This is a genomic window from Leuconostoc gasicomitatum LMG 18811, from assembly GCF_000196855.1.
Classification (GTDB): domain Bacteria; phylum Bacillota; class Bacilli; order Lactobacillales; family Lactobacillaceae; genus Leuconostoc; species Leuconostoc gasicomitatum.
The window spans coordinates 1,115,088-1,129,552 of the sequence record NC_014319.1 but is presented as its reverse complement, the minus strand read 5'-3'; the positions used below and the strand labels follow the sequence as shown (position 1 = coordinate 1,129,552).

At 37.0% G+C, this 14,465-nt stretch carries 13 protein-coding genes; 11 read left to right on the top strand and 2 right to left on the bottom strand.

What is annotated here, in order from left to right:
- Positions 1–2 precede the first annotated feature (2 nt).
- Positions 3–557: a hypothetical protein gene (locus LEGAS_RS05490; RefSeq protein ID WP_013231660.1), complete on the top strand. Its 555-nt coding sequence runs from the start codon at positions 3–5 to the stop codon at positions 555–557.
- Complete coding sequence (locus LEGAS_RS05485) at positions 554–1,444, top strand: type I 3-dehydroquinate dehydratase (protein WP_013231659.1); 891 nt, start codon at positions 554–556, stop codon at positions 1,442–1,444. The genes LEGAS_RS05490 and LEGAS_RS05485 overlap by 4 nt, the downstream gene beginning before the upstream one ends.
- A 30-nt stretch (positions 1,445–1,474) precedes the next feature.
- Here the strand turns inward: LEGAS_RS05485 and LEGAS_RS05480 are convergent, their stop codons facing one another.
- Positions 1,475–1,672 (bottom strand): DUF2929 family protein, encoded by a 198-nt coding sequence (locus tag LEGAS_RS05480; protein ID WP_010388517.1) that lies wholly within the window; start codon positions 1,670–1,672, stop codon positions 1,475–1,477.
- A 127-nt stretch (positions 1,673–1,799) separates the two neighbouring features.
- Here LEGAS_RS05480 and LEGAS_RS05475 point away from each other — a divergent pair, with 127 nt between their 5' ends.
- From LEGAS_RS05475 to LEGAS_RS05435, 9 genes are all read left to right on the top strand, one after another.
- Positions 1,800–5,147, top strand: coding sequence for a DNA polymerase III subunit alpha (locus LEGAS_RS05475; RefSeq protein ID WP_013231658.1), 3,348 nt, complete (start codon positions 1,800–1,802; stop codon positions 5,145–5,147).
- 95 nt (positions 5,148–5,242) lie between these two features.
- Positions 5,243–6,664 carry a pyruvate kinase gene (pyk, locus tag LEGAS_RS05470; RefSeq protein ID WP_013231657.1) on the top strand — a complete coding sequence of 474 codons (1,422 nt, stop codon included), beginning with the start codon at positions 5,243–5,245 and terminating at the stop codon, positions 6,662–6,664.
- Between the two features lie 203 nt (positions 6,665–6,867).
- Positions 6,868–8,064, top strand: coding sequence for an ammonium transporter (locus tag LEGAS_RS05465; RefSeq protein WP_013231656.1), 1,197 nt, complete (start codon positions 6,868–6,870; stop codon positions 8,062–8,064).
- A 61-nt stretch (positions 8,065–8,125) separates the two neighbouring features.
- Positions 8,126–9,136, top strand: a complete 1,011-nt coding sequence (locus LEGAS_RS05460; protein ID WP_010386524.1) for a PhoH family protein — start codon at positions 8,126–8,128, stop codon at positions 9,134–9,136.
- Positions 9,117–9,599, top strand: a complete 483-nt coding sequence (gene ybeY / locus LEGAS_RS05455) for an rRNA maturation RNase YbeY (RefSeq protein WP_010386526.1) — start codon at positions 9,117–9,119, stop codon at positions 9,597–9,599. The genes LEGAS_RS05460 and ybeY overlap by 20 nt, the downstream gene beginning before the upstream one ends.
- The gene (locus LEGAS_RS05450; protein WP_010386528.1) at positions 9,583–10,056 is read left to right on the top strand and encodes a diacylglycerol kinase family protein; all 474 of its coding nucleotides are present in this window, start codon (positions 9,583–9,585) and stop codon (positions 10,054–10,056) included. Before ybeY ends, LEGAS_RS05450 begins: the two co-directional genes overlap by 17 nt.
- 106 nt (positions 10,057–10,162) lie before the next feature.
- The gene (gene era / locus LEGAS_RS05445) at positions 10,163–11,074 is read left to right on the top strand and encodes a GTPase Era (protein WP_013231655.1); all 912 of its coding nucleotides are present in this window, start codon (positions 10,163–10,165) and stop codon (positions 11,072–11,074) included.
- A gap of 50 nt (positions 11,075–11,124) precedes the next feature.
- Complete coding sequence (gene recO, locus LEGAS_RS05440; RefSeq protein ID WP_013231654.1) at positions 11,125–11,916, top strand: DNA repair protein RecO; 792 nt, start codon at positions 11,125–11,127, stop codon at positions 11,914–11,916.
- Positions 11,913–12,881 carry an asparaginase gene (locus LEGAS_RS05435; protein ID WP_013231653.1) on the top strand — a complete coding sequence of 323 codons (969 nt, stop codon included), beginning with the start codon at positions 11,913–11,915 and terminating at the stop codon, positions 12,879–12,881. Before recO ends, LEGAS_RS05435 begins: the two co-directional genes overlap by 4 nt.
- A gap of 225 nt (positions 12,882–13,106) precedes the next feature.
- Here LEGAS_RS05435 and LEGAS_RS05430 read toward each other — a convergent pair whose 3' ends face one another.
- Positions 13,107–14,465 carry an aspartate kinase gene (locus LEGAS_RS05430; RefSeq protein ID WP_013231652.1) on the bottom strand — a complete coding sequence of 453 codons (1,359 nt, stop codon included), beginning with the start codon at positions 14,463–14,465 and terminating at the stop codon, positions 13,107–13,109.

Here is a 14,465-nt window from a genome sequence, read left to right as displayed (position 1 = left end):
TTATGAATATACATACACTGGGTCCTACTGGGACTGATTCAGATCGTGCAGCACAACATTATTTAACACATGAAACCTTGATTTTGCATACGAGTTTTGAAGAAATAATCATGAATTTTCACAATTATCGTGGCGATAAAATATTGATGCCAGTGGCATTCAAGTCGAATAAATTGGATGGCATAGACTGGGCAGAGTTCAACTATTTGAATTGGATGAATCTTGAGATTGAATCAACATTTTCATTACCTTTAATGGCAATGAGTCTTATTGAAAATACACAGTATCAACGAAATATCGCGTTAATTCATGCCGCTACTGAAGGTTTAATGAAGCGTTATTTAACAAAAATAGCGTTGAATAATGCTGCTGGGCCATCAATTGTATTTGCACCAAGTAAGGTTGTAGCCTTACAGGACTTTATAAAAAACCAAAATCGGTTTACAATTATTTCAGAAGAACACTTCAAAAAAATTGCAGAAAGCAGTGATGAAAAGTATCAAATTAGGCAGGTATTAAAGCCTCAAATGATATGGGTCGTCTACAAAATATTATGACATTAAGAGAACTATTACATCTGCCAAGCACCAATGGTAAGCCGATTATCACGGTCCCTCTAACCTTAGGACCTTCCGATAAGTTTGGACCATTTGCACAAAAGTTGCAGCAACAAAATCCAGACGTTGTTGAATGGCGAGCAGATTATATAGCAGATAACTTTAGCCAAGCTGTGATGTGGCAACAAGTTAAACTAGGGGCACAAGATGAACTCGCACAAAAAAATGTGTCAGTGATGACTGAAGCAAAGATGTTAGCTGAAATAGACAACGCGAAGCAAGAGTTTACTGCCAATTGGCCTGTAATGAATCAGCAAATTATCAAAGAATTAATTGGAACAGTATTTAATAGTATTGGTGGTTTTCCAGTTATTTTAACGTATCGGACGACTTCTCAGGGTGGACAAGGAGAAATGTCACCTGTTGAGTACACGACATTTTTGGTTAATGCACTTTATGCCGGTTACCCATTTGTAGCTGTTGATGTGGAATATGCATTAGAAGAACTTTTACGCCAAAAAATTATTGATGCGGCACATGAAGTAGGTGTCCCTGTTATATTGTCATACCATGATTTTAATATGACGCCAAAAAATAGTACAGCAATTATATTGGAGATGTCAAAACAACCAGCAGATATTATTAAATTGGCAGTGATGTCACAGTCTGAAAAAGACACACAATTGTTACTAGATGCCACCAAAAGTGCTGTGACCAGCGTTAGTCAGCCATTGATTACTATAAGTATGGGTGAACTTGGTAAACGTTCACGAATAGAAGGTTATCATTACGGTTCAGAAATGACATTTGCTGTACTGGATGGCACACGAGTCAGTGCGCCAGGCCAGTTAACAGTTAACGATCTTGTTCAAGAATGGCAAGAATAAAAAGAGACGTGAATTTATTCACGTCTCTTTTTATTCTTCGGCGGTAATTTTCTTTGATGCAGCTGATCCTGAAATTGCAGGGATTGCGATGATTGCAATTTCACCAACAATAATGGCAATAATTGCAACTGTTGTGAATGAATAGGTTCCCTCAGATAGTTGAGAAACAATATAGCCTAAAATTTCACCAAAAATTGCTGACCAAATAGCAACAGTAATAAACTTCATAATTTCCACCTCTTTACAAAACTATCATACGCTCTTTAAAAAAAAGCGCAACCTTTTTAGACGTGTTTCGTGTATAATTAAAGGGAACAAATTTTCGTATGACCATAGTAAGCGTAGTGGAGGCCTAATGTACGCACCTTTACAGATTTTGAGTGCTTATAGCTTATTGAAAAATCCTAATACAATTGAACAAATTATTGAAACTGCCAAAAAACGTCATTATCAGGCTATTGCTTTAACCGATATAAATGTGATGTATGGCGCTGTTAAATTTTATCAAGTTGCAAAAGAAAATAATATCAAGCCGCTATTTGGTGTGACTTTACAAGTTAATGGCTTGGTCAATACCGCTACTGTTTTTCCGATAGTACTCATCGCCGAAAATCAAACAGGCTATCAGAATTTGATGTGGATTTCTTCAGCAAAAATGACTACCAAAATCAGTGAAATGACACTAGATGTTATTACTGGGCATTTGGCAGGTATCAACATCATTTTTCCTAATGATAGTGAAATTTCGCAATTTATCGCTTCTGAATATACACAATCAGTTGATTATTGGCAACAACTCATCACAAAAATTGATCCAAAAAAATTATATTTAGGTATTAATCCACAACTCGCGCCACAAATTCAAGAACGATTAGTGACATTTAGTGCAAAAAATCAAGCAAAACTGATTGCGTTGGATACGGTTGACTATCTCAATCCCGATGATGCATTCACAACACAAGTTTTAAAGGCAATTGAGACAAATACCAAGCTAGATGACATTAAACTGCTCGCACAGCAGATTGGGACTCATGTATTGCAAGATTTTGATGAAGTTCAGATAGCTTATTTGGCTAATGATGCATTAAAAACAGCTTACTTGAACAATGAATTACTAGTATCAAAGAGCCAGGTTGAAATCGTATTTAAGCAAACAGCAACATTACCAAAATTTCGTTTACCAAATGAGAATCAGACGTCAGAAAACTATTTGCGTTCTATTGCAGAAAAAGGTTTATTAGAACGAATAAACGGACGACAAGTGGCGTTAGATCAGTATGAGAAACGCTTGCAACATGAATTGCAAATAATTGATAATTTAGCATTTAATGATTATTTTTTAATTGTTTGGGACATTGTTAATTTTGCTCATCAAAAAAATATTCAAATGGGTGCTGGACGTGGGTCTGCGGCAGGCTCCTTAGTTGCCTATGCTTTGAGAATTACTGATGTCGATCCGATACAGTTTGGCTTATTATTTGAGCGTTTTTTGAACCCGCAGCGTATCCAAATGCCAGATATTGATATTGATTGGCCAGATAACAAACGTGATTTAATATTAAATTATCTACATGATAAATATGGACAACGTAATTTTGCGCAAATATTGACATTTGGGACTTTAGCAGCCAAGCAGGCTTTAAGAGATACTGCCCGGGTGTTTGGTGTATCCCAGCAAATGATGAGTCGAATTAGTAATGCTGTACCCCAGGGTAAACAGGGGCGTAAGGTATTAATTCAAGATACTTTAAACGCGTCTAATGTTTTGCGGACTGTTTTATCTGATGTTGATAATGGGGAGTTGTTACTTAAAGTAGCACAACATATTGAAGGACTACCACGTAATTACTCAACTCATGCTGCAGGTGTAGTATTAAGCTCAGAACCATTGATTAACACCTTACCTGTACAATCAGGATCAGATGATCGGCTATTGACACAATTTGAAAAAAATCCAGTTGAAGCACTTGGCTTACTTAAAATAGATATTCTTGGTTTATCTAATTTATCTATTTTAGCGCAAACGTTATATGATGCAAAAAAACAGTTACCAGATCATTTTGATATTAGTAAAATACCACTTGATGATTCAAAAACTTTGGCTTTATATGCTAAAGGCGATACGAACGGTGTCTTTCAGTTTGAATCTTCAGGTATTAAAAACGTGTTGCGCCAATTAAAACCAACAACTTTTGAACATATTGTGGCGGTTAATGCGTTGTATCGACCAGGGCCAAGTCGTAATATTCAATCGTTTATTCAGCGACGCCACGGTCACGAAAAAGTCACGATACTTGATTCAAGTCTTAAAACAATTTTGGCGCCAACTTTTGGCATTATTGTCTACCAAGAGCAAGTCATGCTAGTTGCAGAAACTTTTGCAGGCTTCACCTTAGGTGAAGCTGACCTTTTGCGAAGTGCTATGTCAAAGAAAAAAATAGAAAAAATGACAGCGATGCACGAGAAATTTGTGCAAGGGGCAATTGATTTGGGCCATGATGGTGAACAAGCTGAGCAGATTTTTGCTTATATAGATGAGTTTGCAAATTACGGCTTTAACAGGTCACATGCTGTTGCATACAGCAAATTGTCTTTTGAATTAGCCTATATGAAAGCACATTATCCAGTTGCTTTTTTTACAGCATTATTGAATGCTAATCTTGGGTCACCTGAAAAAATAAGAAGTTATATTATGGAAGCAAAGTTACGTAATATAGAAGTTAGTCCACCGAATATCAACCAATCACAACGTTTTTGGACAGCAGATGATCAAAAATTGCAGATGGGTTTAACTAATATTCGAGGGGTGCGAACTGATTTTGTGTCTGCTGTATTAGCAGAAAGACAAGAGAATGGACATTTCAAATCGATTCAATCGTTTATTCGTCGTTTACCCGATAAATTGCGTAAGCAAGATACTTTGATACAACTTGTTTATGCTGGGGCGTTAGATGCATTTGGTTATAATCGATCAGAATTAATAACTGCTTTAGCCGATTTAATTGAGGCAGCTGGTTTTGGTGACTTTATTTTAAGTGAAACAAAAATAAAGAAAAGTGATGATTTTACGCTGACTGATAAGTTAGCACATGAAAAAGAAGCAATAGGGGTTAATTTATCAGGACATCCTTTGGATACTTACTCAGCATTAATTATCAGTAAAAAATTCGAACAAATTGCCGATATGATAAAAAAAGATCAAAAAATAAAAACCATAGTGATTATTGATAGTATTCGTAAAACGCGTACAAAAAAAGGTGAAGAAATGGCGTTTATGACTGTTTCTGATATAACCGGAACAATTGGTATAACAGTGTTTAGTCAGGTGTTGACTAAAACAAGTGATCTATTGAAAACAGGGACAATTATCGAAATTACTGGAAAAATAGATAGTTATAATGGCAAACTATCAATTATTGCAAATCAAATACATCATGCGCCTGATTTAGAACCATTGGAAAATGTATCTGGTACTTGGTTTTTACAATTTGATAATGACCATGATACGGTTGAAAATCGTCATGACGTGATTGAAATACTAAAAAAACATCATGGTGATAACCCGGTTGTGATATATTGGCAAAATACGGAACAAAAGCAAACGCTAGATTCAAAATTTTGGATGAGTGATGAAACCGGTATCATTGTTGAATTATCAACTTTATTAGGCTATAAAAATGTTGTGTTCAGAAGAAGCCAATAATATTATGCCTTGTGTAAACACTTAATAATGTATAAAATAGAGTTTGGGTAGAGTTGCACAAGCAACAACCAAGATAACTAAGGAGCTATTTAACCATGAAAAAGACGAAAATCGTCTCAACACTTGGTCCGTCATCATCTGATGTCGAAACAATCGTAAAGTTAATCCAAGCGGGTGCTAACGTATTCCGTTTTAACTTCTCACACGGCGATCACGAAGAACATTTGGGTCGTATGAATGCAGTTCACGAAGCTGAAAAAATTACTGGTAAAACAGCTGGTATTTTGTTGGATACAAAGGGTGCAGAAATCCGTACAACAAAACAAGCTGATGGTAAAATTGAATTCCATACAGGCGATACATTACGTATTGCAATGGATGAAAATCTTGAAGGCACAAAGGACAAGATTGCTGTTACTTATGCCGGCTTATTTGATGATGTAAATGTTGGCGGACAAGTTTTGTTCGATGACGGTTTGCTTGGCACAACAGTTCTTGAAAAAGACATGGCTAATCGCGAGCTTGTTGTTCGTATAGATAACGATGGTATTTTAGGTTCACGTAAGGGTGTTAACGCACCTGGTGTTGCAATTAATTTACCTGGTATCACTGAAAAAGACGCTGATGATATTCGTTTTGGTTTGGATAATGAGATTAATTATATCGCCGCTTCATTTGTTCGTAAGCCTGAAGATGTACTTGAAATTCGTGCATTATTGAAGGAAAAGAACATGGAACACGTGCAAATTATTCCTAAGATTGAATCTCAAGAAGGTATCGACAATCTTGATGCTATTCTGGAAGTTTCAGATGCATTGATGGTACCACGTGGTGACATGGGTGTTGAAATTCCTGCGGAAAATGTGCCTTTGGTTCAAAAAGACATGATTCGTAAGATGAATAAATTTGGTTTGCCTGTTATTACAGCAACACAAATGCTTGATTCAATGGAAGAAAATCCACGTCCTACACGTGCCGAAGCTTCCGATGTTGCTAATGCTGTATTCGATGGTACGGATGCAACAATGCTATCTGGTGAATCAGCTAATGGTGATTACCCAGTTGAATCGGTTGCTACAATGGCTGCAATTAACGAAAAAGCTGAAACTTCATTACGTGAAAATGGTCGTCATCAAGAAATTTTGTTTGACGAATCTAGTGCAACTGAGTCTGTAGCGTCTGCTGTGACTCGTATTTCACGCAGCGTTAATGCTAAAGCTGTTGTTGTATCAACAAACTCAGGCTATACAGCACGCATGGTTTCAAAGCACCGTCCTGATGTCAATGTGTTGGCAATCACATATTCAGAGCGTGTACAACGTGGTTTGACTTTGAACTATGGTGTTGTACCTGTTGTCTATGAGGCACCATCAACAATTGATGAAATGATTGCCTTGGCTAAGACAGCTGTTAAGGAACAAGGTTTGGCTAACTCAGGTGATACAATTGTTATCGCAGCTGGCGTACCAATGTCACAATCTGGTACAACAAACATGATTACTGTTCAAACAGTATAAATCACATAAGTTATAAAAAAATACTGTGTAGGCTTAATAAGCATATATTGGTTTAATAAAACAAAAAGCGATAGTTTCAGCTGAAACTATCGCTTTTTGTTTCAATTTAAAAAACAGTAGATGTTATAAAACCTATCATAATCAAACCGTTATAATTGGTCTACCTGTTATGATTATAACAACAATATATAGAGGAGTTTTTTATGAATACAGGTGATTTGGCTTGGGTTTTAATATCTTCAGCATTGGTGTGGTTAATGACACCAGGATTAGCACTTTTTTATGGCGGCTTAGGTGAAAAACGTAATCTTCTCCATACAATGTTTGTACCAGTTCTGATAATTGGTATTGCCACGTTAGTCTGGTTTGTTGTGGGATATTCGTTAGCTTTTGGGGGATCGGGTAGCGTAATAGGTAATTTGAACCATTTGTTTATGACTAACGTATCATTTACCAAGTCAACTAAAGATTTAACAATTCCAGATGGTGCTTTTGCTTTATTTCAAGGTATGTTCCCGATTATTACAGCCGCAATTATCACTGGGTCTGTTATTGGTCGTGTGCGCATTAAAGCGATGATTGTATTCATTACATTATGGCTGATTTTCATTTATTCACCCTTGGCACATATGGTCTGGGGTGGTGGCTTGCTAGCACAATTAGGTGCAATCGATTTTGCTGGTGGGACAGTAGTTCATATTTCAAGTGGTGTAACTGGCTTAGTGCTAGCGTTAATGATTGGTCATCGGCATCATGACAAACATATTCCTGTTAGACCATCTTATGTTTTAATTGGTGGTGCGTTACTTTGGGTCGGCTGGTTTGGATTTAACTCAGGATCAGCTTTGGCGGCCAATGGCACAGCTGTATTGGCTTTAGTTAATACGTGGCTTGCTTCTGCGGTCAGTGTTTTAACTTGGGGTATAGCTGAATATAAACGCCATGGTCGCGCAACTTTGGCTGGTATTACAAGTGGTGGCGTGGCAGGCTTAGTAGCTATCACACCTGCAGCAGGCTTTGTTGCCCCTTGGGCTGCAGTAATTATGGGCTTGGTAGCTGGATTTATTGGCTTTGCTGGCATTACGTTTGTAAAAAATAGTTTTGGCTATGATGATACATTAGATGCTTTTGGTATTCATGGTATTGGTGGTGCAGTGGGCGCAATTTTGACAGCCGTGTTTGCTGATAAAAGTATTGGTGGTGTGGCCGGAGTTATCAATGGTGACGTATCATTGCTTTGGAAACAACTTGTCGCAATTTTGTTTACTATAGCTTTTGCAGCAATTGGGACATTTATTTTAGCAAAAATTACTGAGTTTATTGCAGCACCTCTTCGGTTGACGGCATCTGAAGAGGCACAGGGATATGATAGTATTCTTCATGATTTAACACTTGAATGATGGGCATTAGCCCTTTTTTTGTGTTAAAATTAAAAGAAAACATATAAAGGGGATCTGTCATTTGTCAATACAAATACAGCAAATTTTTACATTTGAAAATGCAGAACAACAAGCAAAATTAATTGGTGTTAATGATAATTTTCTGCGTCTAATAGAAGAAGGTTTGGCAGTCAAGTTACATGCACGTGGCGATCAAATGACTATTAACGGTGATGAAGATAAAGTAGCGCTAGCTAATGCTGTAGTGCATGAATTAACTAGTTTAATCAAACATCAAATTAATATTTCACCAACCGATGTTGTTAGTGCCGTCACAATGGCACAGCGTGGGACATTGGACTATTTTAGTGATTTGTACTCTGAAACATTGATCAAAGACAACAAAGGACGTGCAGTACGCGTTAAAAATTTTGGGCAACGACAATATGTACAGGCTATACGAAAGAGCGATATCACGTTTGGTATTGGTCCGGCAGGAACAGGAAAAACCTATCTAGCAGTTGTGATGGCAATTGCTTCCCTCAAACGCGGTGAAGTGGAACGTATTATTATTACACGTCCTGCTGTTGAAGCTGGTGAATCACTCGGATTTTTGCCCGGCGATTTGAAAGAAAAAGTCGATCCATATTTGCGTCCTATTTATGACGCCATGAATGGCATCATTGGTGCAGAACATACACAGCGTCTAATGGATCGTGGTGTGATCGAAATTGCACCTTTAGCTTATATGCGTGGTCGTACATTAGACGATGCTTTTATTATTTTGGATGAGGCACAAAATACCACAAACCAACAAATGAAAATGTTTTTAACGCGTCTAGGGTTTGGCTCAAAAATGATTGTTAACGGTGACATTTCTCAAATAGATTTACCGCGTGGTGCACAGTCTGGATTGATTTCAGCACAACACATTTTAAAAGATGTTAACCGTATCATGTTTATCAATTTTAGTAGTGCTGATGTTGTACGTCATCCAGTGGTTGGTTTGATAGTTAATGCGTATGAAGCAGCAGAGACCAAATTGGCAGCATTAAAAAAGGAGCAAAATGCTAATGGATTTAGCAATAATTGATCAGACAAAAAATAGTGTGACACAATACCACAAAGATTTAGTTTATATGATTTTGAATTTTGCTGGAACAACTTTAGAACTACCAGATAACACAGAAATGTCAGTGACATTTGTTAATAGTGATGAAATTCAGCGTTATAATCGCGAGTACCGTGGCGTAGATAAACCAACCGATGTTATTAGCTTCGCATTAGAAGAAGGGGATGACACATTTGACTTATCTCCTGAAGGTGATTGGGCAGATGATATTCCTAAAAATATTGGCGATATTTTAGTGTCTGTTGACATTATTGCCTCACAAGCTGATTATTTAGGTCATAGTTATGAACGTGAACTTGGTTTTTTGGTTGTTCATGGCTTTTTGCATTTAAACGGCTATGATCACATGTTAGGTGACGCTGAAGAAAAAGAAATGTTTGATTTACAACGAAAGATTTTGGATGATTATGGCCTCAAGAGATAACGAACGAACAGAACTAGAAGGCTTACCAGATCATGAAAAACGACAAACAGTACGTAATGGTAGTTTTTTTAAAGCGTTGCGTAACTCACTGAACGGTATATGGCTGATTTTAGTCCGTGAACGAAACATGCGAATTCACGTCGTTCTAGCTTTTCTGATTTTAGTTGCAGGTCTACATTACGGTTTATACCGTGCAGATTGGTTATGGGTTACAATGGCTATTTTTATTGTGATTTTTAGTGAATTTTTAAACACAATTATTGAAGCTGTGGTAGACTTAGTTGTTGAGAAAAAATATCATCCCCTTGCTAAACTGGCCAAAGATGTTGCAGCTGGTGCAGTACTGGTAGCTGTAGGTGTTGAAATCATTATTTTATTGATTATTTTTCAACCATACGTATGGCGTCAGTTTGGTATTGTAACTAATTTTTCGGATTTATTACATCGATTTCAGTAATAAACCATGATATGAGTGATATATGTATATCATATTAGAATATAACGTTGGGCAATGTGCTCGAGTGTATAACAGGAGAAAGTCGACCTAGGCGTCGCATTTATTTATGACAGAAGCACCGTTTAAATCAGGATTTGTGACCATCATTGGCCGACCAAACGTTGGGAAATCAACATTACTTAATCGCATTGTTGGCGAAAAAATTGCGATAATGTCAGATAAGGCACAGACAACACGTAATAAAATACAAGGTATATATACGACAGATTCAGCACAAGTTGTATTTATCGATACACCTGGCATACATAAACCACAAAACTCATTAGGTGATTTTATGGTCAAATCAGCTTTCTCTGCTCTACATGGTGCAGATGCGATTTGGTTTGTTGTGGATGCTTCAATGCCACGTGGCCGTGGTGATGATTTTATCATTAATCGATTAAAAGAAATTAAGAACACAGCAATCTATTTATTAATTAATAAAGTGGACTTACTAGCCCCTAAAGATTTATTAAATGTTATTGCGAGTTATCAAGAAGATGCGCCAGAGTGGGCAGAAGTATTTCCAATTTCAGCACGTGAAGGTGATAATGTATCCGAATTACTAGACAATGTTGTTGCTGGCCTTGATGAAGGACCACAATATTTCGATGCTGATCAACTAACAGATCATCCTGAACGTTTTGTCATTGGCGAACTGATTCGTGAAAAAGTATTACAATTAACAAGACAAGAAGTACCGCATTCAGTTGCTGTTGTTATTGATAAAATTTCACGTGAGAGCGAAGAAAAGATCCATATTCAAGCTTCTATTGTTGTTGAACGGCCAACACAAAAAAATATTATTATCGGTAAACAAGGGACAATGATTAAAGAAATTGGGACACGAGCACGCAAAGATATTGAACGCTTGATGGGAGATAAAGTATTTCTTGAGACATGGGTTAAGGTTGAGCCTCGTTGGCGTGAGCGGCCGCAAGCATTACAAACATTGGGATATAGTGAAGATGACTATTAACAGTAATTAATCAAAAGTAGTATTTTTTTATACATTCATGAAGGTGATCGATGTCAATAATCAAAGGTATTGTGTTGTACACAAGACAATATAAAGATAATGATTTATTAGTTCGTATGCTCACAGAAACACGTGGGTTACGAACTTTTTTGGCGCGTGGTGCAAAAAAGCAAAAATCTCATTTAAGTGCAGCTATGCAGCCGTATACGGTAGTTACATTTGAAGGTGCTTTTGCAAAAAGAACTGTCGGTCTAGGTTATATTAATGATATCCAGCAGGCTACATATCATAGGCGACTTGTTGATGATATTGAGGCAAATGCCTATGCTGCTTTGATTGCTAGTCTTATTGATGAAACATTTGAAGAAGGTGAGGTCATTACCCGATGGTATAATCAATTATTATTGGCACTTTTAAAACTTGATGAAGGATTGGATCCCCAAATTATTGCTAATATTTTTGAAATTCAATTATTAGTACCTTTAGGGGTGGCACCAAATTGGCGAGCTGATCCAATTAGTGGGCAAACGACAGGCCGTTTTGATTATTCTGAAAAATACAATGGTATTATTGCAGAAAATCATTATGAACTAGATGAGCATCGGTTAATGATAGATCAAAAAACAATGTTTTATTTGAGACAATTTAGTGTGATAGATTTGAGGCAAATTCATCAAATTAAAATTTCAACGACTACAAAACGAGGGTTACAACGGGTCATTGACTATATTTATGATAATCAATTGGGCTTAAAACCTCGTGCTAAAAAATTTATTGAACAAATGCATGCGTGGCAAAGCACATTGAAAAATTTTAGACAAAAAAAAGAAGGTACATCATGACCATAAAAAAAATTTTGGTGCTCCATACGGGCGGCACAATTTCAATGCATGAAGATCAAGACGGTGATGTTGAAACTGGATTAGACAATCCCTTGATTGATGTCAAAATGGCACTGCCCAATGTTGATTTAACAGTTGAAAGTATTTTTAATTTACCAAGTGAACACATTGGACCAGAGCATATGTTGCAGCTGCAACGTCGTATTTTGACAGCAGGTAATGCGTTCGATGGAGTCGTTATTACGCATGGAACTGATACACTAGAAGAAACGTCCTTTTTTTTGGATAGTACGTTATCCGTAGATTTTCCAATTGTTATGACAGGGGCAATGCGCTCTTCAAATGAATTAGGATCTGATGGTTTGTATAATTACCATTCTGCTTTACGTGTTGCATCTAATGAAAATTCGCGTAATCGTGGTGTTTTAGTGGTTATGAATGATGAAATACATGCGGCACGTTTTGTAACAAAAACGCATACAACCAATGTTGCAACGTTTGGTTCACCAATCAGTGGCACAATGGGGCTCTTAACAAAACGTCAAATTATCTTTTTCTATGATTTGCCAAAACGTCGGGTATTATCAGTGGCTCATGTACAGAAGAGCATTCCAGTTTTGAAGGCTTACGCGGGCATGGATGGGCAATTATTAGAATTATTGGCAGCGGCAAATATTGATGGTATTGTTATTGAGGCACTAGGTGCTGGCAATTTATCTAAAGAAGCAGCAATTGGTGTGCGCTACCTTTTATCACGAAATATTCCTGTTGTTATTGTATCAAGAAGTTTTAATGGCGTTGCTGAGCCAGTATATGATTATTTAGGTGGCGGTGTACAATTAGAAAGAGATGGTGTTATCTTTGCCACTAGTATTAATGGTCAAAAAGCGCGTTTAAAATTATTAATTGGTCTAGATAATCAACTTAATAATCATGATTTGCATGACTATTTGCATCAATTTTGAAAATAACAACAAATGTTTATTTTATGTGACATAGTATGCGAGACAAAGTTATCTAAAATGATATGTCAGCATGTTAACAAACGAGCATCGTTTGTTAACTGCTGACCACCTGAAAAAGAAACCTAACTAAATGAAGTGAACCTGATAACTTTCTGAACAGATTTTCTATTCTGTCCAAGTTATTAGGTTCACTTCAGTAAGGTTTCTTTTTTAAATATACATTTTTTAAGCTTTGAAGATGTTGTCATAAATGGCTTTTACAGCACGATCAGCTAAATCAGGTTGAATGCCAAGCATAATTGAAATCTCACTAGCACCTTGATTGACCATCTGTAAACTGATACCGTGTTCTTTCAAAGGGGTGACAATTTCTGTTAACGCACCAATACGATTGCGCATGCCTTCGCCAACAATCATGATAATGCCATAGCTAGGGAGCCATTTTAGTGTATCTGGTTTAATATCAGAGGCTATGTCTGCTAACATGTTGTCAACTTGCTCTTGTGATAGACTTGTTTTATCAAAAATAATTGTTAAATCATCAATTCCTGAAGGCATATGTTCATAGGAAATATTATGCCGCTTTAATATCTCTAAAATGCGTAAAGTAAAACCTACTTCTTTGTTTAGAAGGTAGCGGTGTAAGTATAAGGCCGCAAAACGATTTGAATTTGCAATACCTGTTACAGGCCGTGTTTGCTGTACTTCAGTGGGTGGTACAATAAAAGTGCCGGGAGCATCTGGTTCATTAGTATTTTTGATATTGATTCGAATGCCACCTTGAATGGCTGGAATAATAGCTTCGTCATGGAAAACAGCAAAACCAGCATAAGATAGTTCACGCATTTCATCATAAGTCATTTGCTCGATGGCAGCTGGTTGATCGATAATTGTTGGGTTAACAGCATAGATGGCGCTCACATCTGTAAAGTTTTCATACAAATCGGCACTTAATCCGCGAGCCATAATGGCACCGGTGATGTCGGAACCGCCTCGTGAAAAAGTAGCCATATCACCATTTTTTGTATAACCAAAAAAGCCAGGTATAATGAGACGCTCACTTGTATTTAAGTCGAGTTTAGCAATTGATGTATAAGATTTAACATCGAATGTTGCAGAACGCGCATTATCATCTACTTGTAACCCAATTTCTTGTGGGTCAATAAAACGGGCAGGAATGCCGAGATGACTAAAGACTTTAGCGACGAGTTGTGCATTTAAATACTCACCATGTGCCGCGAAAGCAGCATAAAGATAGTCAAACGAACGGTAATGTTTTGTTGAAAGATGATCAATCTGTTCATCGATATCTGCTAGTTCATAGGCTGGCAGTTTGAAATAATCACCAATAGCATGATAACGATTTTTAATTGTTTCTATAATTTCTGTTGCATCTGTATCTTCGACGGTTGCTTTTGCATACGAAAGTAACAAGTCAGTTACTTTTGTATCATCTTTAAAACGTTTTCCTGGCGCAGATACAACAATAACTTTGCGATTCTTATCTGATTGAATGATATCAAAAACACGTTGCAATTGACGCCCGTCGGCTAAGGAAGAACCGCCAAATTTTGAGACTTTCAT

Bases quoted from the DNA above. Each gene is read 5' to 3' on its own strand.
- ybeY (WP_010386526.1), top strand. From the start codon at position 9,117: ATGGATTTAGCAATAATTGATCAGACAAAAAATAGTGTGACACAATAC.
- LEGAS_RS05485 (WP_013231659.1), top strand. From the start codon at position 554: ATGACATTAAGAGAACTATTACATCTGCCAAGCACCAATGGTAAGCCG.
- LEGAS_RS05435 (WP_013231653.1), top strand. From the start codon at position 11,913: ATGACCATAAAAAAAATTTTGGTGCTCCATACGGGCGGCACAATTTCA.
- LEGAS_RS05480 (WP_010388517.1), bottom strand. From the start codon at position 1,672: ATGAAGTTTATTACTGTTGCTATTTGGTCAGCAATTTTTGGTGAAATT.
- era (WP_013231655.1), top strand. From the start codon at position 10,163: ATGACAGAAGCACCGTTTAAATCAGGATTTGTGACCATCATTGGCCGA.
- LEGAS_RS05430 (WP_013231652.1), bottom strand. From the start codon at position 14,465: ATGAAAGTCTCAAAATTTGGCGGTTCTTCCTTAGCCGACGGGCGTCAA.
- pyk (WP_013231657.1), top strand. From the start codon at position 5,243: ATGAAAAAGACGAAAATCGTCTCAACACTTGGTCCGTCATCATCTGAT.
- LEGAS_RS05450 (WP_010386528.1), top strand. From the start codon at position 9,583: ATGGCCTCAAGAGATAACGAACGAACAGAACTAGAAGGCTTACCAGAT.
- LEGAS_RS05475 (WP_013231658.1), top strand. From the start codon at position 1,800: ATGTACGCACCTTTACAGATTTTGAGTGCTTATAGCTTATTGAAAAAT.
- recO (WP_013231654.1), top strand. From the start codon at position 11,125: ATGTCAATAATCAAAGGTATTGTGTTGTACACAAGACAATATAAAGAT.
- LEGAS_RS05465 (WP_013231656.1), top strand. From the start codon at position 6,868: ATGAATACAGGTGATTTGGCTTGGGTTTTAATATCTTCAGCATTGGTG.
- LEGAS_RS05490 (WP_013231660.1), top strand. From the start codon at position 3: ATGAATATACATACACTGGGTCCTACTGGGACTGATTCAGATCGTGCA.